This is a genomic window from Nocardioides sp. Z21_20, assembly GCF_059766585.1.
Map to the genome: position 1 here is coordinate 222,601 of NZ_JCBAJX010000005.1, position 23,065 is coordinate 245,665.

27 protein-coding genes are annotated in these 23,065 nt (G+C 72.5%); 16 read left to right on the plus strand and 11 right to left on the minus strand.

Annotation, left to right across the window (positions count from 1 at the left end; translation table 11 throughout):
- The first annotated feature begins 18 nt into the window (after positions 1-18).
- From AC6EH9_RS11070 to AC6EH9_RS11095, 6 genes are all read left to right on the plus strand, one after another.
- A complete protein-coding gene (locus tag AC6EH9_RS11070; protein WP_498423066.1) occupies positions 19-393 on the plus strand; it encodes a PaaI family thioesterase in 375 nt (124 codons plus the stop codon).
- A gap of 263 nt (positions 394-656) precedes the next feature.
- The gene (locus AC6EH9_RS11075; RefSeq protein ID WP_498423068.1) at positions 657-1,388 is read left to right on the plus strand and encodes a TetR/AcrR family transcriptional regulator; all 732 of its coding nucleotides are present in this window, start codon (positions 657-659) and stop codon (positions 1,386-1,388) included.
- A 13-nt stretch (positions 1,389-1,401) separates the two neighbouring features.
- The gene (locus tag AC6EH9_RS11080; protein ID WP_498423070.1) at positions 1,402-2,382 is read left to right on the plus strand and encodes an ABC transporter ATP-binding protein; all 981 of its coding nucleotides are present in this window, start codon (positions 1,402-1,404) and stop codon (positions 2,380-2,382) included.
- Complete coding sequence (locus tag AC6EH9_RS11085) at positions 2,379-4,013, plus strand: ABC transporter permease (RefSeq protein ID WP_498423072.1); 1,635 nt, start codon at positions 2,379-2,381, stop codon at positions 4,011-4,013. Before AC6EH9_RS11080 ends, AC6EH9_RS11085 begins: the two co-directional genes overlap by 4 nt.
- Positions 4,014-4,084: 71 nt before the next feature.
- Positions 4,085-5,038, plus strand: a complete 954-nt coding sequence (locus AC6EH9_RS11090) for a mycothiol transferase (protein WP_498423074.1) — start codon at positions 4,085-4,087, stop codon at positions 5,036-5,038.
- Between the two features lie 71 nt (positions 5,039-5,109).
- On the plus strand, positions 5,110-6,414 hold the full coding sequence (locus AC6EH9_RS11095; protein WP_498423076.1) for a PP2C family protein-serine/threonine phosphatase: 1,305 nt from the start codon (positions 5,110-5,112) through the stop codon (positions 6,412-6,414).
- Here AC6EH9_RS11095 and AC6EH9_RS11100 read toward each other — a convergent pair.
- Complete coding sequence (locus AC6EH9_RS11100; protein WP_498423078.1) at positions 6,411-7,622, minus strand: MFS transporter; 1,212 nt, start codon at positions 7,620-7,622, stop codon at positions 6,411-6,413. The genes AC6EH9_RS11095 and AC6EH9_RS11100 overlap by 4 nt on opposite strands.
- 23 nt (positions 7,623-7,645) lie before the next feature.
- Here AC6EH9_RS11100 and AC6EH9_RS11105 point away from each other — a divergent pair, with 23 nt between their 5' ends.
- Positions 7,646-8,221 (plus strand): TetR/AcrR family transcriptional regulator, encoded by a 576-nt coding sequence (locus AC6EH9_RS11105; protein WP_498423080.1) that lies wholly within the window; start codon positions 7,646-7,648, stop codon positions 8,219-8,221.
- Here the strand turns inward: AC6EH9_RS11105 and AC6EH9_RS11110 are convergent.
- The gene (locus AC6EH9_RS11110; protein ID WP_498423081.1) at positions 8,200-8,757 is read right to left on the minus strand and encodes a DUF2087 domain-containing protein; all 558 of its coding nucleotides are present in this window, start codon (positions 8,755-8,757) and stop codon (positions 8,200-8,202) included. The genes AC6EH9_RS11105 and AC6EH9_RS11110 overlap by 22 nt on opposite strands.
- 236 nt (positions 8,758-8,993) lie before the next feature.
- Here AC6EH9_RS11110 and AC6EH9_RS11115 point away from each other — a divergent pair, with 236 nt between their 5' ends.
- Both AC6EH9_RS11115 and AC6EH9_RS11120 read left to right on the plus strand, forming a co-directional pair.
- Positions 8,994-9,647, plus strand: a complete 654-nt coding sequence (locus AC6EH9_RS11115) for an HD domain-containing protein (protein ID WP_498423083.1) — start codon at positions 8,994-8,996, stop codon at positions 9,645-9,647.
- Positions 9,648-9,760: 113 nt separating this feature from the next.
- Positions 9,761-10,210, plus strand: coding sequence for an iron chaperone (locus tag AC6EH9_RS11120; RefSeq protein ID WP_498423085.1), 450 nt, complete (start codon positions 9,761-9,763; stop codon positions 10,208-10,210).
- Between the two features lie 45 nt (positions 10,211-10,255).
- On the opposite strand, the gene AC6EH9_RS11125 is transcribed toward AC6EH9_RS11120, so the two are convergent.
- Complete coding sequence (locus AC6EH9_RS11125; protein WP_498423087.1) at positions 10,256-11,074, minus strand: hypothetical protein; 819 nt, start codon at positions 11,072-11,074, stop codon at positions 10,256-10,258.
- A 246-nt stretch (positions 11,075-11,320) separates the two neighbouring features.
- Positions 11,321-11,704: a VOC family protein gene (locus AC6EH9_RS11130; protein WP_498423089.1), complete on the minus strand. Its 384-nt coding sequence runs from the start codon at positions 11,702-11,704 to the stop codon at positions 11,321-11,323.
- A gap of 142 nt (positions 11,705-11,846) precedes the next feature.
- Between AC6EH9_RS11130 and AC6EH9_RS11135 the strand changes: the two genes are divergently transcribed.
- The 6 genes from AC6EH9_RS11135 (at position 11,847) to AC6EH9_RS11160 (ending at position 17,264) form a co-directional block, all read left to right on the plus strand.
- Positions 11,847-12,338: an anthrone oxygenase family protein gene (locus tag AC6EH9_RS11135; protein ID WP_498423090.1), complete on the plus strand. Its 492-nt coding sequence runs from the start codon at positions 11,847-11,849 to the stop codon at positions 12,336-12,338.
- Between the two features lie 50 nt (positions 12,339-12,388).
- Complete coding sequence (locus AC6EH9_RS11140; protein WP_498423092.1) at positions 12,389-13,024, plus strand: NAD(P)-dependent oxidoreductase; 636 nt, start codon at positions 12,389-12,391, stop codon at positions 13,022-13,024.
- A 9-nt stretch (positions 13,025-13,033) separates the two neighbouring features.
- Positions 13,034-14,017, plus strand: coding sequence for an AraC family transcriptional regulator (locus AC6EH9_RS11145; RefSeq protein WP_498423094.1), 984 nt, complete (start codon positions 13,034-13,036; stop codon positions 14,015-14,017).
- A gap of 86 nt (positions 14,018-14,103) precedes the next feature.
- Positions 14,104-15,471, plus strand: coding sequence for a GntP family permease (locus AC6EH9_RS11150; RefSeq protein WP_498423096.1), 1,368 nt, complete (start codon positions 14,104-14,106; stop codon positions 15,469-15,471).
- A 258-nt stretch (positions 15,472-15,729) separates the two neighbouring features.
- Positions 15,730-16,560: a hypothetical protein gene (locus AC6EH9_RS11155; RefSeq protein WP_498423140.1), complete on the plus strand. Its 831-nt coding sequence runs from the start codon at positions 15,730-15,732 to the stop codon at positions 16,558-16,560.
- A complete protein-coding gene (locus AC6EH9_RS11160; RefSeq protein ID WP_498423097.1) occupies positions 16,557-17,264 on the plus strand; it encodes a hypothetical protein in 708 nt (235 codons plus the stop codon). Before AC6EH9_RS11155 ends, AC6EH9_RS11160 begins: the two co-directional genes overlap by 4 nt.
- A 21-nt stretch (positions 17,265-17,285) precedes the next feature.
- Here the strand turns inward: AC6EH9_RS11160 and AC6EH9_RS11165 are convergent, their stop codons facing one another.
- Entirely contained in the window at positions 17,286-17,636 is a 351-nt protein-coding gene (locus tag AC6EH9_RS11165) for a type II toxin-antitoxin system HicB family antitoxin (protein WP_498423099.1), read from the minus strand.
- Positions 17,636-17,806, minus strand: coding sequence for a toxin-antitoxin system, toxin protein, HicA family (locus AC6EH9_RS11170; RefSeq protein ID WP_498423142.1), 171 nt, complete (start codon positions 17,804-17,806; stop codon positions 17,636-17,638). The genes AC6EH9_RS11165 and AC6EH9_RS11170 overlap by 1 nt, the downstream gene beginning before the upstream one ends.
- 386 nt (positions 17,807-18,192) lie before the next feature.
- On the opposite strand from AC6EH9_RS11170, the gene AC6EH9_RS11175 reads away from it, so the two are divergent.
- Complete coding sequence (locus tag AC6EH9_RS11175; RefSeq protein WP_498423101.1) at positions 18,193-18,525, plus strand: hypothetical protein; 333 nt, start codon at positions 18,193-18,195, stop codon at positions 18,523-18,525.
- A gap of 14 nt (positions 18,526-18,539) precedes the next feature.
- Here the strand turns inward: AC6EH9_RS11175 and AC6EH9_RS11180 are convergent, their stop codons facing one another.
- From AC6EH9_RS11180 to AC6EH9_RS11200, 5 genes are all read right to left on the minus strand, one after another.
- Positions 18,540-19,082 (minus strand): hypothetical protein, encoded by a 543-nt coding sequence (locus AC6EH9_RS11180; protein WP_498423102.1) that lies wholly within the window; start codon positions 19,080-19,082, stop codon positions 18,540-18,542.
- Positions 19,079-19,339, minus strand: coding sequence for a hypothetical protein (locus AC6EH9_RS11185; RefSeq protein WP_498423104.1), 261 nt, complete (start codon positions 19,337-19,339; stop codon positions 19,079-19,081). The genes AC6EH9_RS11180 and AC6EH9_RS11185 overlap by 4 nt, the downstream gene beginning before the upstream one ends.
- Positions 19,340-19,491: 152 nt before the next feature.
- Positions 19,492-20,292: an alpha/beta fold hydrolase gene (locus AC6EH9_RS11190; protein WP_498423107.1), complete on the minus strand. Its 801-nt coding sequence runs from the start codon at positions 20,290-20,292 to the stop codon at positions 19,492-19,494.
- Positions 20,293-20,332: 40 nt separating this feature from the next.
- Positions 20,333-21,985, minus strand: coding sequence for a fatty-acid--CoA ligase FadD8 (fadD8, locus tag AC6EH9_RS11195; protein ID WP_498423108.1), 1,653 nt, complete (start codon positions 21,983-21,985; stop codon positions 20,333-20,335).
- Positions 21,982-23,025, minus strand: coding sequence for an LLM class F420-dependent oxidoreductase (locus AC6EH9_RS11200; protein ID WP_498423110.1), 1,044 nt, complete (start codon positions 23,023-23,025; stop codon positions 21,982-21,984). Before AC6EH9_RS11200 ends, fadD8 begins: the two co-directional genes overlap by 4 nt.
- Positions 23,026-23,065 lie beyond the last annotated feature (40 nt).

The following is a 23,065-nucleotide window of genomic DNA, read 5'->3' on the forward strand; positions in this document are numbered from 1 at the left end:
GATGGGTACTGGCGCCGCGTGACTGACACAGACCTCGGATTCATCGAACTCATCGGCGCCCAGGCTCCGGAGGCCGCCGACGGCACGGCGACGCTCACCCTGCAGGCGGAGCAGCGCCACCTCAACCCGGCCGGCACCGTCCACGGCGGGCTGCTCGCGACGCTGGTGGACACCACGATGGGCGCGGCCGTGCGCAGCGCCATCGGCGATGAGACCCCGGCGACCAGCCAGCTCAGCATCACCTACCTGCGCCCCGGCAAGCCCGGGCCGCTGGAGGTGAGCGCCAAGGTGCACAAGCGCGGCGAGAACATCACCGTGTGCGAGGCCGAGGTGGAGCAGGAGGGCAAGTCGCTGGTGCACGCGCTGGCGACGTTCGCCCTCGTGCACGGCTGACCGCCCGGCCGAGGCAGCTCGTCGGCTCGCGCCTCCGGCGGCGCGGACTGCGGGCGGGCGCGCGGGGGTGCCCGGCGGGTGGTGGTTTCCCCGGTCGACCGGGGATCGCTGAACTTGTCAGGCGAAGTTTCGGCCGACAAGTTCAGGATTCGCCGGTCGGCCGGGGAAACCGACAGCCCCGCGCCCGAAATCTGTGGCCTTCCCCGGAATCCGGGTCTACCGTTGACTCAACAGGTGTTGAATTCCTCCACCCTGGAGCAGCGATGACCCGTGACGACCGACGCTCCGACGCCCTCGCCCCCGGCGACGGGTCGTCCGCCCCCGACCGCGGGGGCCGGACCGGACGTCGCCCGGGTCGCGCCGAGACGCGGCAGACGATCCTGGAGGCCGGCCGGGAGCTCTTCGCCGAGCAGGGGTTCGCCGGCACCTCGATCCGTGCGGTCGCGAAGAGTGCGGCGGTGGACCCGGCGCTGGTGCTGCACTACTTCGGGAACAAGGAGGGGCTGTTCCGCGCGGCGTTGGAGATTCCCATCGACCCCGTGGCCCTGGCCGGGCAGATCGCGGCCACCGGCGCCGAGGAGGCACCGCTGCGTCTGGTGCAGACGCTCCTGGGGGTGTGGGACTCCCCGGACACCGGACCGGCGATGGTCAGCATGATGCGCCGCGCGGTGGCCACGAAGGGCGACACCGAATTGCTGCGCGACTTCTTCGGAGCGACCGTGCTGCGCGCCGTCGCCACCGCCCTGGTCGGCGACCTGCCCCCGGACGAGGCCCGGGAGCGGGTGTCCCTGGTGGTGAGCCAGGTCCTCGGCCTGTGCCTGCTGCGCCGAGTCTTCGAGCTCGAGCCGCTCGCGAGCATGCCGGCGGACCAGCTGGCCGCCCTGGTGGCGCCGACGGTCTCGCACTACCTGTACGGCGACCTGGCCGACGCCCCGGCCGTCGTCCCGCTCCCGGCCGCCCCCGCCACGGAGCACTCCCCCGCGCCCGCCTCCTGAACAGGAGCACGTCATGACCTCGACCTCACCGGCTCGGACCACGTCCCCCGCCCCCGACCAGGCCCCCGCGGTGCGCACCCAGGGCCTGGTGAAGAGGTTCGGCAGATTCACCGCCCTCGACGGCCTGGATCTCGAGGTGGCGCGCGGTGAGGTGCACGGCTTCCTGGGACCCAACGGTGCCGGGAAGTCGACGGCGATCCGGGTGCTGCTCGGCCTGCTGCGCCCCAACGCCGGCTCGGCGGAGCTGCTCGGCGGCGACCCCTGGCGCGACGTCGTCGACCTGCACCGGCGGCTGGCCTACGTCCCCGGCGACGTGGTGCTCTGGCCGGCGCTCTCGGGCGGTGAGGCGATCGACCTGCTGGGCAACCTGCGCGGCGGGCTGAACCGGGCACGCCGCGACGAGTTGATCGAGCGCTTCGAGCTCGACCCCACCAAGCGCGGACGCCAGTACTCCAAGGGCAACCGGCAGAAGGTGGCGATCGTGGCCGCGCTGGCCGCCGATGTCGAGCTGCTCATCCTCGACGAGCCGACCTCGGGCCTGGACCCGCTGATGGAGGCGGTCTTCCAGCAGGAGGTGGCGACGGCCAAGGCGAAGGGGCAGACGATCCTGCTCTCTAGCCACATCATGAGTGAGGTGGAGGCGCTCGCCGACCGGGTCAGCATCATCCGTCAGGGCCGCATCGTGCAGACCGGCACCCTGGAGGACCTGCGCGGTCAGGCCGGCGTGACGATCCGGGCGACCCTCGCCGAGCCGCTCGCCGATCCGGATACCCGGGGCGTGCTGCGCGACGCGGTCGTCGACGAGCACCGGCGGCTGAGCGTCACCCTGTCACCCGACCAGGTCAGCGCCGCGATGGCCGTGCTGGTGCGGCACGACTTCTCCGCGCTGACGGTCTCGGCGGCCTCCCTGGAGGACCTGTTCCTGCGCCAGTACGACGGCAGCTCCGGCACCGAGTCCCCGGCCGGTACCGCCGCCCACGAGGCCCGGCCGTGAGCTCGGTCCTCTCCGCACCGCGCTCCCCCGCCGCCACGGGCCGTCACCGCCTCGCCGGCGTCGGACCGCTGCTGAAGGTGTCCCTGCGCCAGGATGCCCATGCCATCGCGCCCTGGGTGGTGCTGACCTCGGTGTTGTCGGCCTCCTCGATCCTGGCCTATGCCTGGATCTTCCCCGACGCCCAGGACCGCGCCGCGCTGGCGGGGAGCCTCGGCGCGAACCCCGCGCTGTCGCTGATCTTCGGCCCGGCCCGCGACCTGAGCACCGCCGACGGGTTCAACGCCTGGCGTGCGGGCCAGCTCGGCGCGTTCTTCGCCGCCCTGATGGCGATTCTGATCGTGGTGCGCAACAGCCGCGCCGACGAGGACTCCGGGCAGGCCGAGCTGCTCGCCTCGGGGGTGCTGGCGCGCGGCTCGCGCCTCGCCGTCGCCGTCACGATGGCCGCGATCGCCTCCGTGGCGCTCGGCGTCCTGTCCTTCCTGGTCACGATCCTGTGCGGGGGCGGCGTCGCGGCCACCCTCACCCTGTCCGCCACGTTTACCGCCTCCGGGCTGATGTTCGCCGGCGTCGCGGCCGTCACCTCGCAGCTCGGCTCCGACGCCCGTACTGCGACCAGCCTGGGCGTGGCGGTGCTCGGGGTCTGCTACGTGCTGCGCGGCTACCTCGACACCTCCGGCGCCACGGACTGGGCGACCTGGCTGACCCCGCTGGGGTGGCTGGCGGAGACCCGCCCCGCCACGGCGAACAATCCGTGGCCGCTGCTGCCCGCGCTGGCCCTGGCGGTGGTGCTCGTGGCGGCCGGCTTCGTGCTGCAGTGTCGCCGCGACTTCGGTCAGGGCGTGCTCGCCCAGCGCCCGGGCCCCGCGCAGGCGGGTGTCGCCGGCAACATCTGGGGCCTGGCGCTCAGGCTGCACCGCGGATCGCTCGTGGCCTGGCTGATCGCGTTCGCCGGTCTGGGCCTGCTCTTCGGCAACCTGGTCACCTCGGTGGGCGACCTGCTCGCCGACAACCCCGCCGTCGGCGACGTGATGGCCGCCGGTGCCGCGACCTCCTCCAGTTTCTCCTTCGCGTTCCTGGTCACGATCCTGCAGATCATCGCCATCATCGCGGCCGTGATGGGCGTCCAGGTCGCCCAGCGGATCTACGCCGAGGAGGTCGACCACCGCCTGGAGCCGTTACTCGCCGGGTCGCTGCGCCGCCGCACCTACCTGACCTCGAACACCGTGGTCGCCCTGCTCGGCACGGCCGCCGCGATGCTGCTGGCCGGCACGTCGCTGGGCCTGGTCGCGCACGGCCAGGACGACAGCATCGCTGTCGGCGACGTGGTCTGGCAGGCCGTCGCCACCATCCCCGCGGTGTGGGTGCTCGTCGCCCTCGCGCTGGCCGCCGTCGGCGCGGCGCCCTCGCGCAGGCTGGTCGGCTGGGCCGGGGTGATCGCGACGTTCGGCCTGACCATCCTGGGCCCGACGTTCAACCTGTGGGACTGGGCCCTCGACATCAGCCCGCTGCGACACGTCCCCGACGTCACCGCGGCGGCGCCCCAGTGGAGTGGGTTGGCCTGGTTGTGCGCCTTCCTCCTGGCGTTCCTCGCGGTGGCGTTCGCGGGGTTCCGGCGTCGCGACGTCGGCTGAGGCTCACCCGCTTCGCGCAGGCCGCCCGGGCCGCACGAGTGCCGAAGCCCGGACAGGGGTAAGGGCCCAGCATGGTCAACCGACTCAGCGCGATCGTCATCGATGCCGTCGCCCCCGAGCTGGTGGCGCGGTTCTGGTGCGAGGCCCTCGGGTGGCGGGTCGTCGAGCGCGACGCGGAGGTGATCAGCATCGGTCCGGGCGCCGGGGCGGGGCCGGGCATCGACGTGGCGCGGGTCCCGGAGGCCAAGCGGATGAAGAACCGGCTGCACCTCGACCTGCGCCACGAGGGCGCCAGCACCCAGGAGACGGAGCTCGACCGGCTGCTGGCCCTGGGGGCGTGCCGGGTCGACGTCGGCCAGCCGGCCGACGCCTCGTGGGTCGTCCTGGCCGACCCGGAGGGCAACGAGTTCTGCCTGCTGTCGCGACCCCTCCATCAGGTCGCGTCCTCCGGAGACGACGACGTGGCGCAGCACGTCGGGCACCCCGAGCCGCCGGCCATCGGTGATGAGGCCTCGACGCTGCTGGGGTCCTTGGAGCGGCAGCGGGCGACGTTCGCGTGGAAGTGCGCCGACCTCGACGGCGCCGCGCTGGCCAGGCGGCTGCCGTCCTCCGAGCTCTCCCTCGGCCGGCTCCTCAAGCACCTTGCCTACCTGGAGGACCTGAACTTCACCCACTCCCTGGCGGGTGCCGAGCTGCCGCCACCCTGGGCGGACGTGGCCGCCGCGACCCGATCGGCATGGGTCTTCGACTCCGCGGACCACGACTCGCCCGAGGCCCTCTACGGGTGGTGGCGCGAGGCGGTGCACCGCTCCCGTGCCGCCGTCCGGCAGGCTCTGGAGCCGGATGGTCCCGGCACCACGTATCAGCTCGACGACGGGCAGGCGCTGACGCTGCGACGCCTGCTGGTCGACATGATCGAGGAGTACGCGCGCCACACGGGTCACGCCGATCTGCTGCGCGAGGCCATCGACGGCCGGGTCGGAGAGGACCCACCCGGACCCCCGTCGCCGTACCGACTCGACTGAGCGCGCGGGGCCGCTGACCACGCCCGGGTACGGCGTCCGGGGGCCGATAGCCGGCCGCTATGCTCCGCAGCATGATGCGTCGGCGCAGGCTCACAGACGTCGGACGCGTGCTGGAGGCCGCAGAGGCGGCCTCACCGGTCGAGGCGGTCGAGGGCGTCGCCCGGGAGCTCGGACGCGCGTTCGGCGCGGCGGCCGTCTCCTTCCTGATCACCGACCTGTCCGGGCGAGCCCTGGTGCGTCTGGCGCACGTGTCGCGCGCGTCCGTGCCGCACCTTCCCGACGCGCAGGTCGATCGCGAGCGCCGCGAGGACGAGGAGTCGGCCACGGTGGTGCCCTTCGACGGCGGCCCGGAGGAGCAGGCCGTTCGCACCCAAGCCGTCCAGGTGCTCGCCCCCGACGGCACCGGCGAGCACCCCGGCCCGTGGCGGGTGCTCGCGCCCGTGACCGAGCGGGGCGAGACCATCGGCCTACTCGAGATGTACCTTCCTGGCGCACCCGACCCGGAGGTGGTCGCGGAGATCGCCCAGGTCGCGCACATCCTCGCCTTCGTGGTGATCGCGAACCGGCGCCACACCGACCTGTTCGAGTGGGGTCAGCGCAGCCGGGCCTTCAGCCTGTCCGCGGAGATCCAGCAGCGGCTGCTCCCCGAGGCGCGCACGTGCGAGGCGGCGGCGTTCACGCTGTCCGGCTGGCTGGAGCCGGCTGCCAGCATCGGCGGCGACACGTTCGACTACAGCCTGGCCCGCGACTCGCTGCACCTGTCGCTGACCGATGCGATGGGGCACGGCGTCGACGCCGCGCTGACCGCGAGCGTGTGCCTGGGAGGTCTGCGAGGGGCCCGCCGGCGCGGCATGTCGCTGCGCGAGCAGGTCTCGGCGACCAACATCGCCCTGTCCGAGCAGGCGGCGAGTCGCGCGGGTGACGACTTCGTCACCGGCCTGATCGCCCGGCTCGAGCTGCGCACCGGCTCGCTCGAGATCGTCAACGCGGGGCACGTCGCGCCGTACCTGCTGCGCGGCTCCGCGCTGACCTCGCCCGAGCTGAGCATCAGCCTGCCGCTGGGGATGTTCGCCGACAGCACCTACGCCAGCACCCAGGTGGCCCTCGAGCCCGGGGACCGGGTCGTCTTCGTGACCGACGGCATGCTTGAGCGCAACGTCGCCGGCGCCGACCTGCCCAGCGCCATCCGGGACTCCCGCGGCCTGCATCCCCGGGAGGTGGTCCGCGCGCTGGCCGACAGCGCGCTTGCGGCCGCCGGACACGCGCTGCAGGATGACGCCACCGTGCTGGTCCTGGACTGGCACGGCATGCACGACGAGTCCCGGGACTCCAGCTCCGGCGCCGACGCATCGCGGGCGAGCCAGCCGTTGCGCTAGCCCGGTCCCGCGCCGTCGTCGACGGCCTGGTCGACGCGCGCGTCGACCTCCCGCCGGGCGGCACGCGTAGTGCTGCGCTGTCCGCACGAGGCAGCCACTACGGCGGTGGCGGCGGCGAGCAGGAACGCGGTGGGCAGCCCGTAACCCTCCGCGACGCTCCCAGCCGCCGACGAGCCGGCCGCCTGTCCCAGGACGAGGGTGACGAAGAGCAACGAGGTGCCGCGCGCCGCGTGCTCCGGCGCGAGGAGCGTGGTCCAGGCGATCAGCGCGGACGTCGCGGCGACGAAGCCCCACCCGAATACGACGCACGCCACGACGGCCGCCGCCAGGTGGCCGGGGGCCAGCCCGAGTACGGCGATCGCCACGGCCACGCTGGCCGCGGTGAGCAGCCACGCCCGCGCGGGCAGCAGCCGCGACAATGCCCGGGAGGTGAGCACGGTGGCCGCCCCGCCCCCGCCCAGGGCCATCCAGGCGAAGGTGGAGGAGGAGTCGCTGGCACCCTCGGCGACCAACTGGGCCCGGCCATAGGTCCACACCACCGCCGACGCGGCCCCGAGCAGCGCGGCGGCGCTGGCCGGTGCCAGCAACTCCCGCAGCCAGCCCCCGCCACGCCGCCGGGAGGCCTGCGCGGCGCAGGCGGCGCCGCGGCGGTCCAGAACCAGGACGCCGATCCCCAGCACCGTGGTGACGACGGCGCTGATCGCGAACCCCAGCCGCCACTGCGGCAGCAGCACCAGCGCGAGCAGCCCAGCGGCCACCAGGCCCGGTCCGGTGCCGGCGTTCACCACGGCCTGGGCCCGGTCCCGGTGCGGCTCGGCGATCGTGCGCGCGACGATGGCCACCAGCCCCGGGGAGGCCAGCCCGGCGCCGGTCGAGCTCAGGATCACGGCCGGCACGAACAGGCTCAGCCCCGGCGCGAGCGCCATGCCGGCAGATCCGAGCGAGGCGGTCGCCAGCGCGCCCAGGACGAGGGCGCGCGACCGGTCCCCGCCGGCGAGGCCGAACAGCGCGCCGGCGCAGTAGGCGAGCGAGGCACCCGAGGACACGTAGCCGGCGGTCGCGGAGCTCATCGACAGCGAGGCTTGGATGTCGGGCAGGAACAGTCCGTAGGCCAGCCGGACCAGTCCGTAGGTGGCCGCGATCAGGCCCATGCCGGCGAGCACCAGAGCCGACTCACGACGTCCACCAAACGATAACGTGCGTTTCACTTTGCCGAGTCTAGGCTAACCGGGTGGCCACTCGCACCAGCACGCAGACCAAGCTCCTCGACGCCGCCGAGGAGCTGCTCTTCGACCACGGGGTCGTCAACACCCCGGTCGACGAGATCCTGGCGCGCGCCGGCGTCTCCCCCGCGACGCTCTACCGCGCCTACGGCAGCAAGGAGGGCCTGGTGGCCGCGGCGCTGGAGCGGCGCCATCGCGAGTGGCTGTCGGTGTGGGACGACGCGATCTCCGAGGCGCCCGACGCGCGGGCCCGGCTGCTGGCCGTCTTCGACGCCCTGGACCGGTTCCAACGGCGACCGGGCGCCGCCCGTTGGTGCGCCTTCCTGGGCACCGCAGCCGAGTACCCCGACCCGCCGCCGGTCCTGGCCGCGGCGCTCCAGCAGGAATCGGAGGCGCTACGCAGCCGGCTGACCGAGCTGGGCACGCCGCTGGTCGGCTCCCACGCGGCGAGCCTCGCCGAGGCGCTGACGCTCGTGGTCTCGGGGCGGCTGGCCATGCGGCTGCGAGACGAGCGAGACGGCACCGTCACGCTCGCCCGCAGCATCGCCGAGACCCTGCTCGATCACCCGGACCGCGTCTGCTGAGGACCCGAGGGGGCCGAAGCGCTCGGCGCGGACCCTCCGTGCACGAAGCCCGGCAGCCAGGCGGCCTCCCAGGCCGGCAGCTCCTGGCGTTGATGCGGAGCCCGCTCGGGCACCCGGGCGACCACGCGGTAGCGCCCCTCGCCGCGCTCGAGGTAGTGGTAGTTCACCAGCTCGCGTCGCAGGTAGGCGAAGTCCTCGTGGACGCCGAGGAGCACCGCGTTGACCTCGGGCTCGGTGTAGACCCGGCCGGGTTCGAAGCGGGTCAGCACCTCCAGCAGAGCGGCCGCCCGGGTCTTCCGCTTGGCCGGGATCCGGGCCAGCCGGCCCTCGGCGAACAGGCGTGCGACCAGGCGCTCCTGGTCGCGGCGCGCCTCGTCGTACGCCGTGTCGTGGGCCGAGTCGTGGGCGCTGTCTGCAGCCACCGCCGTCATCGGCGCGGCCCGCTGCGCGATCGCCGCACGGGCGGCGGTGTACGTCTCGCCCGTCCGGATCATCCTCGCCCGGACGACCTGCTTGAAGTCGCGATCCTTGGTCACTGTCCTCACCTCGCCTGCGCCGCGTCCCCAGTACGCCGCAGTGTGTGGAGCGACGAGTGCCAGCCGAGCGCCCGAGGATCTGCTCCCCTTCGCCACCTCGCTCGGACTGGGGCCGACGCGCGGGCTGGGCGCTGGGCGGCGCCACTGCGCAGGATCCTCGCACGGCCGGCACGGATCATCCAGTGGATTACCGAGCACGCCCTCCCGGGTCCCGGTGGTGTCCTAGGCTCAGCGTCGTGCCCGAATCCGAGGACGACCCCGGCCTGATGATCGAGCGCAGCCCGCTGCCCGAGGACATTCCGCAGCGCCTGCGCGAGCAGCTGAGCTTCATCGCCGAGGCCGACAAGCTCAAGACCATCCTGCGGGCCTCGCCGCTCGCCGCCGCCGACCGCAGGGAGAACGACGCGGAGCACTCCTGGCACCTGGCGCTGATGGTGCTGCTGCTCGCAGAGCACGCCGACGAGCCGATCGATGTCGGGCACGCGATGAAGCTGGTGATCATCCACGACCTGGTGGAGATCTACGCCGGTGACAGCCCGGTCTTCGACGCGGCCGCCGTGGTCGGCCAGGTCGAGCGCGAGCAGGCGGCGGCCGACCGGCTCTTCACGCTGCTTCCGGCCGACCAGGCCAGCGGCGTACGCGCGCTGTGGGACGAGTTCGAGGCCGGGCAGACCCCCGAGGCCCGGTTCTGCAAGGGCATCGACCGGCTCGAGCCGATGGTGCTCAACTGGCTCAACCACGGGGGCACCTGGCGACTCCCGGGCGCCACCGAGAGCGCCGTGCGCGCCCGGGAGGCGGGCGTCGCCGCCGCCTCGACCACGCTGGGCTCGCTCACCGGACGGCTCGTCGACGAGGGGCTCGAGCGCGGCTGGATCCGGCGGGACGCCTGAACCGGACACCTCTCGAGGATGGTCAGGAATCGAGAAGCGCCGCGGCGGGTGCGGGCCTAGCGTCGTAGTTGCGGCGCCGGCGACCGCCGGCCCCCACGACGAGAGGAGTCACGATGTCCGCGCAGAAGACCGACACCGGGTCGGACGGGTTCACTGCCGAGGAGCGCGCCGCCATGAAGGAGCGCGCGGCCGAGCTGCGCGCCGAGGGCAGGAAGGGCGCCAAGAAGGCCGACGGCCTCAAGGCGCTGCTGGACCGGATCGCCCAGATGGACCCGGAGGACCGCGCGCTGGCCGAGCGCGTGCACGTCGCCGTGACGCGGGCGGCGCCCGACCTGGCCCCGAAGACCTGGTACGGGATGCCGGCGTACGCCGATCTGGACGGCAAGCCGCTCGTGTTCTTCCAGGACGCGGGCAAGTTCAAGGCCCGCTACGCGACTATCGGCTTCCAGGACAACGCCCGGCTCGACGACGGCGACATGTGGTCGGTCTCGTATGCGATCACCGCGTGGAGCCCCGCGGTGGAGCGCAGGGTCGAGGAGCTGGTGCGGGCCGCCGTCGCGTAGGCCGCGCGGAGGTGGCGGTCACTGGACCGCCACCGCCGCGGGTGGTCAGCAGGCGCCGCGGTGCGTGCCTTGGGTCGGCTGAGCGGCGCGGATCGACTTGTCGTTGGGGCTCTTCAGCGAGAAGTAGCGCACCGTGTCGACCTGGAGCCGGCTGCGGTTCATCCGCTTGCCGGGGGCGGCCTGGAGCTGCAGGCGCAGGGTCAGCGGCACGCCGGAGAGTGCGGCCTTGCGGCGCTCGGTGGCACGCACCTTGCCGTCGATGAACCAGGAGATCCGTCGCGGCGTCACCTCGACGGCGTAGGTGTGCCAGTAGTCATTGGTGAGGTTGATGTTCTTGCGGGTGCTGGTGAAGGAGCGGTTCGGCAGGGTCCGGGCGTACTGCTTGACGGCGTTGCCGGTGGGCTTGAAGCTGGCGAGCGAGACGTTGCGCGCGCCGCAGTTCTGCGCACGCGCCCCGGCCGGGATCAGCTCGGCGGCGACGGTGTAGTTGCGGTGCGCGGTCTCGTAGCGACGCCCACGCAGCCGGATCTCCCACCGGCCCCGGTCGTGCGCCTTGGTGCGCAGGGTGGCGCCGATGCTTCCCCGGCCGGTGCTCTCGACGGTGATCATCCCGTTCTGCGTGCGGACCGAACCGCGACCGTCGACGTCCCAATAGGACTCCAGCGGCTCGACGAAGTGGTCCACGAAGGCGATCGGATACCAGCCGTACTCGTAGGCGGCGAACACCTTGCCGGGCATCCGGCGGGCGTCCTCCGGTGGGGCGGCCTGGGCGGCGGGGAGCGGTGCCAGCAGCGCCAGGGCGGTGACCACGGTGCCGAGTCGTCGGGCGGTTCGGGTACGTCGCGTGGGGGTGTGTGCGGACATTCGCGGGACTCTACCGAGGCTGCAGGGAGGTGGAAAGGGGCCGTGCTCCACCTCAGCGTCGCCCCGGCCCGGCCTCCCCCGCCGACGCGAGCACCCCCCCACCCCCCGGCTTGTAACGCGGGGTTATCACCACTACCGCAGCGAAATACCGCCGAGGTAGTGGACATAACCCCGCGTTACAAGCAGCGGCGACGTGGCGAGGCCGTACGGCGGGGCGGCGTGGTGGGGCGGCCGCGGAGGCGAAGGTCAGGGGCGGGGCTGGTTGACGAGCCAGCGATGACCGAAGGGGTCCCGGAACACCGCCACCCGACCGGCCGGCCCATCCTCCGGGCCTCGGTCGAGGGCGGTTCCCGAGCCCGTCACCTGGGCGAGCAGCACGTCGACATCCGGCACCTCGAGGTGCAGCGTGACCGCGGAGCCCCTGCTCGCGTCAGGTGCTTCCACGCCGGTGTCGGGGAACGGGTCGGCCATCATCCACCGGGCACCGGCGGCGGCCATCTCGACGTGCCCGATGCGCCCGTCGTCCATCATGATCGGCTCGTCGGAGACCTCGGCGCCCAGCACGTCGGCGTACCACTTCATGGCGGCGCGCGCGTCGCCCACGCACAGGTACGGCGTCAGCTGGTTCATCGGCTCTCCCAGGCGCGATCGACGTAACTCCACGCTACGGCCTGACGTGTCTTCGCGGAATACGCCTCGACGGGTGTTTGGCGCATGGCGATGAGCGGGTGAGCCATTCCAGAACGCTCCACCGGTCGACACACTGAGGGACATGACCAGCGCACTCCTGACGCCGACCCTGGCGGTCGCGGTGGTGGCCAGCGGGCTCACCGCTGGTTTCCTGGCCGCCTTCGCCCACACCGTGATGCCTGCTTTGGCCACGGCGGACGACGACGGCTTCATCGCCGGGTTCCGGGCCCTGGACCGGGCGGTCTACAACCCCTGGTTCATGGCGCCGTTCACGCTGGCGCCGGCGCTGGTCGGGGTGGCGCTGATCCTGGCGCTCACCGCTGAACGCCCTGCGGCGGCCGTCCTGCTGGCGGCGGCCCTCGCGCTGGCCATCGCCACCGTGGTGATCACCGCGGCGGTGCACCTGCCGCTGAACCGGTACCTCGCAGATCTCCCGCCCGGCGCCGGAGCACAGGTGATCGCCGAGGCCCGCGCGCGCTTCGAGCAGCGCTGGGTGCTGTGGAACATCGTTCGCACGGTGACCGCCACCGGCTCCTTCGCATGCCTGGCCCTGGCCCTGGCGCGCGTCCACTGACACCCCAACACCGACCCACCGCCTGATCCACCGACCGATCGGAGAGTCCCATGTCCCACCAGCCCCTCGCTCTGGCCGTCTTCGGCGCCACCGGCTCGGTCGGTCGATGCGTCGTCGACCAGGCACTCGGCCAAGGCCACCAGGTCACCGCGTTCACCCATCGACCCGCCAGCGTGGAGCCGGCGACAGGCCTCCAGTTCCGGGTGGGAGACGTGCTCGATCCGGGAGCGGTCAGGGCCGCGGTCGAGGGCCCCGACGCGGTGATCGTGACTCTGGGCGACGGTCGCCGCGGGACCGTGCGCGCGCCCGGGACCCGCAACGTCGTACAGGCGATGACCGAGCTCGGCGTGAGGCGGCTGGTGTGCCAGTCCACGCTCGGCGCCGGCGACAGCCGGGGGAACCTCGACCTCGTCTGGAAGCACCTGATGTTCGGGCTGCTGCTGCGTCGGGCGTACGCCGACCACCAGCGTCAGGAGGACGTGGTGCGCGCGAGCACGCTGGACTGGACGATCCTGCGGCCCGCCGCCTTCACCGACGGTCCGCTGACCGCGACCTACCGGCACGGTTTCGGTCCCGACGATCGCAGCACCACCTTGAAGATCTCGCGCGCCGACGTCGCGCACGCCCTCCTGCGGCAGCTCTGCGATCCCGGCGGGGTCGGCCGGGCGATCGCCGTCTCCTACTAGCCTGCGGGGATGGACATGCTCGACGTGCTGCTGGAGGGGCCCCGGGCCCGTGGCGCGTTCCTGCTGCGCTCCCTGCTCGACGCGCCGTGGAGCCTGCGCATCGAGGACGAGGCGGCGCTCGCCCTGGTCTTCGTGGTCCGCGGTGGCGGCTGGCTCGTGACGGACGCCGGCGAGCACCACGAGCTGCGATCCGGGGACCTGGCGATCGTGCGGGGGCCGGCGCACTACACCGTCTGCGACGACTCGGCCTCGCCGGTGCAGGTGGTGGTCGGTCCCGGGGGCAGCTGCACCAGCACCGAGGACCAGAGCCCGCTGGCAGAGCTGTGGGGACGTGGCGTGCGCACCTGGGGTCCGGGGCTGCGCGGCGAGACGGTGCTGCTCACCGGCACCTACCAGCACACCGGCGAGACCGGCCGCCCGCTGATGGCGGCGCTGCCGGACGTGGCGGTGGTGCGCAGGGACAGCTGGTCCTCGCCCCTTCCGCACGTTCTCGCCGCCGAGGCGACCGTCGACGCGCCCGGGCAGCGCGCGGTGCTGGACCGGCTCCTCGACGTCGTGCTGATCGCCGCCCTGCGCACCTGGTTCAACGGGAGGGCGGGCGAGGTGCCCGGCTGGTACCGCGCCCAGACCGATCCCGTCGTCGGCACGGCGCTGGGGCTGCTGCACGCGGCTCCCGAGCACCCCTGGAGCGTGGCCGAGCTCGCCACCCGGGCCGGGGTCAGCAGGGCGGCCCTCGGGCGCCGCTTCGCCGAGCTCCTCGGCCAGCCGCCGATCGCCTACCTCACCCAGCGACGGCTGCGACTCGCGGCGGACCTGCTCCTGGAGTCCGACGCCACCCTCACCGCGATCGCCCGCCGGGTCGGGTACGGCAGCCCGTTCGCGCTCAGCGCGGCGTTCAAGCGGGAGTTCGGGCGCAGCCCCCAGGAGTACCGAGAGCTGCGCGGCTCCCCCGGTGGCCTCGGCGCCCCGGACGTGCCGGCGGCCGCCCGCTGAGGTCCCGACCGGCGGGGGTCGTCGCTCTTTGCGTGCCGTTCCCCTAGTTTGGTGGCGTCCGTCACAGCGAGCGTCAGGGAGCCCCCATGGAGATCGTGCACTCGGCCATCGCGATCCTGGCCGCGATCCTGCTCATCATCCGGTTCAAGATCGACCCCGTCATCGCGCTGCTGCTGTCCTGCGTCTACCTGGGGCTCGCCACCGAGCAGGGGGCCGAGGGCACGGTCACGCTGATCACCGGGGGCTTCGGCGAGATCATGGCCGAGGTCGGCCTGCTGATCGGGTTCGGCGTGCTGATCGGGGCGCTGCTGCACGCGATGGGCACCTTCGCGGACTTGGTGGAGATCCTGGCCCGACGGGTCGGTCGTCGGCTGCCGTACGCGATGGCCGCCACGCTCTCGGCGATCTTCCCCTCCATCTACGTCGACGTGCAGGTCGTCCTGGCGGCGCCGATGGCCAAGGAGTCGGCCCATGCCGTGGACCGACGCATCGGCCTGCCGTGGCTGGCCGGGTCGATGGCCATCGGCATCTTCGCCGGGTACGTCTTCGTGGTGCCCGGCCTCGCGGCCGTGGCGATCGCCGGGCTGATGGACGTGCCGCTTGGCGAGTACCTGCTCTACGGGCTGCCGATCGGCCTGGCCACCGCGCTGATCACCACGCTCCTGTTCCGGCTGCTGCTGAGCCGCAGCTTCTGGAACAACGAGACGGACCTGGACCCCGACGCGCTGCCGGACCCCGACCACGATCCGGCTGAGGCCGAGGGCGCGCCGGTCGCCCAGGAGGCGGCCCGGCTCAGCCTGTGGGTGCGGCTGCTCCCGATCCTCGTGCCGCTGCTGCTCATCGGCGCCGGCGCGGTCACCGACGTGGCGGGCGGCTCGAACCCGGTCCTCGCCTTCCTCGGCGACGCCAACATCGCGCTCTTCGTCGGGCTGCTGATCGCGTTCGGCATGGTCCGGTGGTCCCTGGGCGCCGACGGGGTCGGCCGGGTTCTCGCCAACGGGTTCCAGACCACCGGCGAGATCCTGCTGGTCACCGGCGTGGGTGGGTCGCTCGGCGCCGTCATCGCCGCCAGCGGCATGGAGGTGACGCTGAAGGACCTCTTCTCCGTCGACGAGGGCGCTCCGGTGATCCTCAGCATCCTGCTGGCCTGGTTCATCGCGGCCCTGCTGCACTTCGCGATCGGCTCGGTGTCGGTCGCGGCGATCACCGCCGCCGGCATCATCTCGCCGATCGTCGGGTCCCTCAGCGTCGATCCAGTCGTGATCGCGCTGGCGATCGCATCGGGCGCGATGTTCGCCCTGCACGTGAACAGCAACTTCTTCTGGATGTTCACCACCCTCCTCGACCTCTCCACCAAGGGCAGCCTGAAGACGCTGACGCTGGCCACCTCGCTCGGCGCCGTCGTCTCGCTTCCCCTGGTGCTGGTGGCCAGCCTGGTCGCCGCGGCAGTGTGAACCCCCGCATCCCTCCGGCCCCTGCACGGTGATCCCGTCAGCGCGGCCTGGGTCAGGCGGCGCCGGATGTAGGTGGACAGGGCCTCCAGATAGCGGCCGTGCCCCCTCATTCAGGCGCCGCGGACGTTGATCGTGTGCGGCGCCGGGACCGGGCCGCCGCCGAGGCCCACGTCGAGTCGGCGCACGTCACACCCTCGGGAATCCGAAGTCCGGGGACGCCTCGGCGGTGACTACGACACAATCCGGTTCGTGCCCCACATGCTGGATCTCTGGTCCCGGAAGTTCTGGCAGGTCACCGGTCGAAGCGTCGACCTCGACGGCCGCGAGCGTTGGCTCGACGCGCCGGTGAGTCGGTCGCCGCGAGTCAGCAACGAGTGGCTCGAGGCTGAGGCGTCGCGGCACGGAGGCGCGCTGGGAGCCGAGGACCCGGACGCCGGGCTGCTGCCGTCGATGTCCGCCCTCGACGGTCCCGGCTTCGATGCGGGGCGCCTGCACCCGGACGTGCGCGACTTCTACGAGCACACGGCGTCCTGGCGGATGGAGGTGTGGACCGGTTGGTCGCCGTTCTTCTGGCCTGGCGGGGAGCTGGTCTCGCGATTGTGGGGGCGTCGTGTCGAGCAGCTCGCCCTGCCGATGCGGCCGCTGGACGTTGCTCACGGGATGGACAGCCGGGTCACGCCGATCCGCGACCACCGCGATGCCCAGGTCGCGGCGGCCTGGACGCGCACGCTGCGCAGCGACGGGCGGCCGGTGTTCAGCGGCGCCTACTCCGCCCGGACGCTCCCCGGAGCCGATCGCCCGAGCGTGCACGTCGCGTTCCCCCTGGAGTCCGGCAATCTCCAGGTGTTCCTTCGCCCCACCGTCCTCGACTGCGGGGGGCTCCTCCTGGAGTCACCGAGTGGCCGGTTCGGCGAGGACGGGGCCTACGTCGTCGTCCGCGCGCGCCGAGCTCACGCCGCCCGGATCCCGTTGCACGAGACCTTCCACGTGTACGTCGACGCCCACGGCGTGCTGCGCACCGACCATGTGCTGCGGGTGTGGTCCGCGCCGGCGGTTCGGCTCCACTACAAGCTCGAGCGGGCGTCGTGACGATCCACAGCTTCCACCTCGCCGAGGTCCCGCGGTTGGTCGGGGCACGGGCGCTGATCCGTCCCCCGTCCACCTCGACGCCCGGCCTCGACCACCTCGAGTGCCTCTCGCTCATGCGGCTCGGCGCCCCCGTGGCCTCGCCCGAACGGCTGCAGCTGTCCCGGTTGGCCGTCTTCGCGCAGTGGCAGGACGAGGAGGCACTCACGCAGTTCCTCGCCCGCGATGCGTTGGGACGCGTCCTGGCCCACGGGTGGCACGTGCGCCTGGAGTTCATCCGCCGGTGGTCGAGCATCGCCGCGCTGCCGGGCCTGCCGGTGCGCGCCGGCACGTGGCAGCAGGAGGAGCCGGTGGTCGCCGTCACGCTGGCCCGGATGCGACTGCCGGAGGTGCCGCGCTTCCTGCGTCACGGCAGGCCCGTGGAGCGACTGGTACGGGACCACCCGGGCGTCACGCTCGCGGTCGCCGCCCTGCGACCGCCGCGGACCATCTCGACGTTCTCGATCTGGCACAGCGTGGCTCAGATGGTGGAGATGGTCCACGGGCACTCGGACGTCCCCGACCCCGATCGGCACGCCGCAGCGATGCGCGAGCGCAAGCGCCGCGACTTCCACCACGAATTCGCCACCTACCGTTTCCGCCCCCTCTCCGAGCACGGCTCCTGGGAGGGCCGCACGGGCATCGTGCCGAAGCCACGTGCTGGCTAGCTGTGATGCCCAGCGCCGGCGTCAGCTCGAGGCGAGCTTGCGCAACACGTACTGGTTGAGGCTCATGTGCTCCTCGGCCGCGTGCATCACGAGATCGCGATGGAGGTGCTCGCCGATCCGGACGTTGAAGGTCCCGGAGAACTTCCGCTCGGAGAGGGGCTGGGGCACCGCCTCGCCGTCGGCGCTCATCTCCTCGACGACGTCGGCAACGAGTCTCTCGAGACCGTCGATGGCATCGCTGCGAGACGCTGCCAGCCAGGACAGCGAGGGAAACTCGAGGCAGGTGGCGACGTACTCGTCATCGTCGGCTGACCAGGTAACCCGGTAGGTGTAGTGCTCCGCGTTCACGGAGCGACGCTTCAGCGTCTCCATCACTGTGCCTCCTTCTTATCGATCGCCGCGAGGACCTGACGCACCTGATAGGCCTTCGCCTTGCCCTTGTCGTCCTGGATGTTCACGCGCGGGTCGCCGGCCCAGGGCATCCTGAACACCGCATGGGACGTCCCTCGCCGTCGAGGCGGCCCGAAGTAGTGCTCGCACACCTTGTAGAGATCGTTGTAGGCGACGTTGTGAGGATTGCTTCTCAGCGCCGCCAGGATCTTCACGACGGAAGTCACGGTTTACGGTACCGCCAGTGGTACCGCGACTCAAGGTCGCCCCGCACCCGACCTCCGCTTCCCTGCGCACGCCGCCTGTCGACTGCCGTCGAGGTCGAGCACGCTGGAGGCGAGCCCGGATCGGACTAAAGGAGGACTTCCAGTCCCTTTTGAACGACGAGTGCGGCGGGTCAGCGTCGGGGGAACACTCACGCGCAGCCCGCCCCATGCCTGCGCTGTGACCCGCCTTGTCGTCTCTGCGTTGTTGTCGGGCGTGGTCGTCGCCTGCGGCGCTGGGGTGGCCGGCTCGGCGGCACACGTACGGTTCGGGCATGTCTACCTACCCAGGTCGTTGGCTGGTCGCCGCGTCATTCGCTCTTGCAGCACTCTCCGCCACCCTGGTGATCCTCTGGCTCGCCCTGGGAGACGACGCGACGCTGATGTGCGACCTGGGACAGGCATCGTCACTGTGGGGTAGCGCCGACCGGAGCTGGTTGCCGCCAGGCACCACGTGCCGCTGGGATACGAACGGCATCGAGCACGTCGACAGCCCCGATCCGTCACGATTCGCGGTTCTCGCGATGGCACTCCTGGGCGTGCCACTCGGGCTGTACCTGCGCCGACTCCTGCGTCCGGTGGGTGAGGACGATCTGCGTGCCAGATAGCGCGCCGGGGAGCCTCACTCCCCTCCCCCAGCGCACGAGACCGCGTCGTCGATCACCTCGACCAGCTGATCGCGGCTCGGTCCGGGGGCGTACGGCGCCCGCCAACCCGTCTCGTAGATCCGGGGGTCGGCCTGGGCCGCCTCGCAGATCCGCTCGGTCGACGGCGGGCGGGCCAGGTCGAGCGCGGCACCTTGCCAGCGTGCCACGGCGTCGCCGTCGATGACGATGTGGTCCTCGACCCAGGGCCGGACGTACTCGTCGCGCCAGTCGCCGAACGGGTCGGCGACCTGGCCCGGATCCGCGCCGTCGTCCAGGACCCGCAGCAGGGCGTCGACCTGGGTGAACGCCATCGCCACGCCCCGACCGCGCGTCGGCGTCGTGGTCGACACGGTGTCACCGAGCGCGACCAGCCCGGCGAGCCCGCGCTGGGATCGGTAGACGTTACGCAGGGCGCCGCCCACCATCACCGGGCCGGTGGGTCGCGCCCGGTCGGGAACGGTCCACGCGGCGAGGGCCGGGACGGCGCGACAGGCGGCGTCGAACCGCAGCGGCTTCAACGCCTCATCCGCGGTCGGGCAGACGAAGAGGACAGGACCGAGCGCCGCGAGCGGTAACCGATGGAGGTGGCCCGCTCCCCCGGGGCCCCGATCACCATCTGCTCGGCCCCGGCGCCCAGCCACGCGTCGTACGCCGCCGGCCAGCGTCGCCGCAGCACGTCGGAGACCTGCGGCCGGAACCCGTGGGCATGCTCGAACTGCATGACCCCGCGGCGGCGCCAGGTGCCGTCCTGAGCCGGGCCGGGGTCGCGGTCCACCGAGGTGACCTCGTGCCCACGCGCCGCCAGCGCCGCACCGGTCAGGCATCCCGGTCGGCCCGGAGCCGAGGACGAGGACCTTCACAACGCACCACGCTCCGCTCCGCGCCGTGGGGGGTCGACGTGTCGACGTGGAGAGGATCAGCCCTCCGCTAGCCCGATCCCGACGGATGGGCGCGACAGAACTCGCGGACGGCCTGGTTCACCTGTTCGGGCCGTTCCAGATGGCTCAGGTGCCCTGCGTCGTCGATCACGACGAGCGTCGAGTCCGGGATCGCCTCATGGAACTGGTGCGCGACGCTGAGCGGCGAGCGGGCGTCGTACTGTCCCCAGATCAGCAGAGTCGGGACGGCGATCCGGGGCAGCAGGTCGCTGAGATCGGCCTGCGCCATGATCGGCAGCTGGAGGCGCAGGGTGTCCGCTCGGACATCGGCAGCGATGGCCGCGAGCAGGGGGACGAACTCTGCCGGCGGGTCGTTGGCGAAGAGCCCCGGAGGCGTGGGGTCGAAGGCCTCATCCTGGACCGAGAGCATCTTCTGCGTGCTCGCCACCCGTGCGCGGACCTCCTCGGCGGGCAGCGATCCCTGCCACCCGGCGTAGGTGTCGATCAGGATCAGGGTCGCCACCTGCGCAGGGTGACGGCGGTACAGCTCGAGCAGCACCGTGCCGCCCCAGGAGAGGCCGGCCAGGTGCGCCGGTCCGAGATCAAGGCTCTCCAGCAGCCCAGCGAGTGCATCCGCGATGTCCGCCAGGGCGAAGTCATCCGGAAGGTCCGCGGAGCTGCCGGCCCCCGGCTCGTCCCAGGCGATGACGGTGAACTCATCGCTCAGGTCCGCGAACTGCGGTGCCCAGATGCGGCTGTCCTCAGCGGCGCCGTGGACGAGGACCAAGGGCGCTCCCTGGCCGTCGCGCTGGTAGGCGATCGTGAGGCCGCCCGTCTCGACAAGCTGCACCTCTCGACGGTACTCGGGGCGAGCGCCCTCTGGCGCGCGGTCAGCCCACCGACCTGTCCCCCGTCCAGAACTGCGCGCGCAGCACCTTCTTGTCCAGCTTGCCGAGCGCGGTCAGCGGCAGCGCGTCCACGAAGACGACCTCCTTGGGCGCCTGCACCCCGCCCTTGCGCTGCTTGACCGACGCCTTGATCTCCGCGGCCACCCGGGCCCGCGAGTCCTCGTCGCCGGCGTGCTCCTCGCGCAGCACCACGATCGCGGTCACCGCCTCGCCCCAGCGCTCGTCGGGAGTGCCGATCACGCCGACCTGCGCGATCGCGGGATGCTCGGCGATCACGTCCTCGACCTCGCGCGGATAGACGTTGAAGCCGCCGGTCACGATCATGTCCTTGGTCCGGTCCACGATGAACCAGAAGCCGTCCTCGTCCTCGCGGGCGACGTCGCCGGTGTGCATCCAGCCGTCACGGAAGGTCTCGGCGGTGGCCTCGGGCAGCTTCCAGTAGCCGCCGGCCAGCAGCGGGCCGGCCACGCAGATCTCGCCCGGCTCCCCGACCGGCACCGGCTGGCCGTCCTCGCCGAGCAGCGCGGTGCGCAGGAACGCCGAGGGCCGTCCACACGAGGTCAGCCGCGCGTCGTCGTGGGCGCCCTTGGCCAGGTAGCTGATCGCCATCGGCGCCTCGGACTGGCCGTAGTACTGCGCGAAGATCGGCCCGAACCGGTCGATCGCCTCGCGCAGCCGGACCGGGTTGATCGCCGAAGCGCCGTAGTAGACGGTCTGCAGCGAGGACAGGTCGCGGGTCCTCGAGTCGGGGTGGTCGAGCAGTGCGTAGAGCATCGAGGGCACCAGCATCGTCGCGGTGATCCGCTGCTCCTCGATCATGCGCAGCACCTCCGCGGCATCGAAGCGCGGCAGCACGTAGCAGCAGCCGCCCTTGAGCACCGTCGGCACGAAGAACGCGGCCCCCGCGTGCGAGAGCGGCGTGCACATCAGGAACCGCGGCGCCTCGGGCCACTCCCACTCCGCCATCTGGATCTGCGACATCGTGGTCATCGCCTGCACCGTGCCGATCACGCCCTTGGGCCGGCCGGTGGTGCCGCCGGTGTAGGTGATCGACACGACGTGGTCGGGCGGCAGCGTCGCCGCCTCCAGCGGCTCCGGCTCGTACGCCGCGGCCGCCGCGGCCAGGTCCGTGCCGACCCCCGCCAGCTCGTCGGGGACCGGGCCGATGGTCAGCACCTGGCGCAGCCCCGGGCACTTCGCGAGCAGCCCGAGCGCGCGCTCCACGAACATCGGCACCGGGTCGATCACCAGCGTGGTGATCTCGGCGTCGTTGATCACGTAGGCGTGGTCCTCCAGCGACCCGAGCGGGTGCAGCGCGGTGCGCCGGAACCCCTGGGTCTGCCCGGCCCCCAGGATGAACAGCACCTCGGGGCGGTTCAGCGCCAGCAGCGCGGCGCCGCTGCCATCGCCGGCGCCGAGCCGTTCGAAGGCCTGCACGTACTGGCTGATCCGCGCCGCGGTCTCCCGGCCGGTCAGCGTGGTCTCCCCCAGGTGCATCACCGGGACGTCGCGGTGGCGTTTGAGCGCCGCCACCATCAGGTGACCGTTGTGGGTGCCGACCCGCATCGGGTCGACCTGACCGCTGGGGACCTGGGGCTGGGGCTGGATCTGGGGCTGGATCTGGGTGTCGCTCACGCGAGAACCTCCGCTGCTCGTCGTACGTCGTGGGGGGTGTCGGCGGTCAGCAGCAGCATCGTCACGCCGGCGTCCGCCCAGCGCTGCGCGCCCGCGCGGACCTGCTCGGGGGTGCCGATGATCGTGACCTCGTCGACCAGCTCGTCGGGCACCAGCGCGCTGGCCTCGTCCTTGCGGCCCTCGAGGTAGAGCTCCTGGATCCGGTCGGCCACGTCGGCGTAGCCCATCCGCTCGAAGACCTGCTTGTGGAAGTTCTGCTCCTTGGCGCCCATCCCGCCCATGTACAGCGCCAGCCACGGCCGGTAGGCGTCCCGGGCGGCGGCGGCCTGCCGCTCGTCGTCGGCGATCACCACGTGACAGGTGGCGGCGACCTCGAACGTCTCACGGGTACGACGTGCGCCCGGGCGCGCGAAGCCCTCGTCGAGCCAGCCGGCGTACATGTCGGCCATCCGCGGCGAGAAGTAGATCGGCAGCCAGCCGTCGGCGATCTCGGCGGCCAGCGCGACGTTCTTGGGTCCCTCGGCGCCCATCCAGATCGGCAGGTCCGCGCGCAGCGGGTGCACGATCGGCTTGAGCGGCTTGCCCAGCCCCACCCCGTCGTCGCCGGGGTAGGGCAGCGGGTAGTGCGGGCCGTCGCTGGTGACCTTGTCCTCGCGGGCGAGGACCTGGCGCACGATGTCGACGTACTCCCGGGTTCGCGCGAGCGGCTTGGTGAAGGGTCGGCCGTACCAGCCCTCGACGACCTGGGGGCCGCTCACGCCGAGGCCGAGGATCACCCGGCCACCGCTGAGGTGGTCCAGGGTCAGGGCGTGCATCGCGGTCGAGGTGGGGGTGCGGCCCGAGAGCTGCGCGATCGCGGTGCCCAGGCGCAGCCGGGAGGTCTCCCGACCCCACCAGGCCAGCGGCGTGAAGGCGTCCGAGCCCCAGGCCTCGGCGGTGAAGATCGCGTCGAAGCCGGCCTCCTCGGCCGCCGCCACCAGCTCCCCGACGCCGGCGGGCGGGGCCGCTCCCCAGTAGCCGAGCTGTAGACCGAGCTTCATCCAACCTCCTGTGGTGACCGGACCCGCAGGCCCCGCGTGA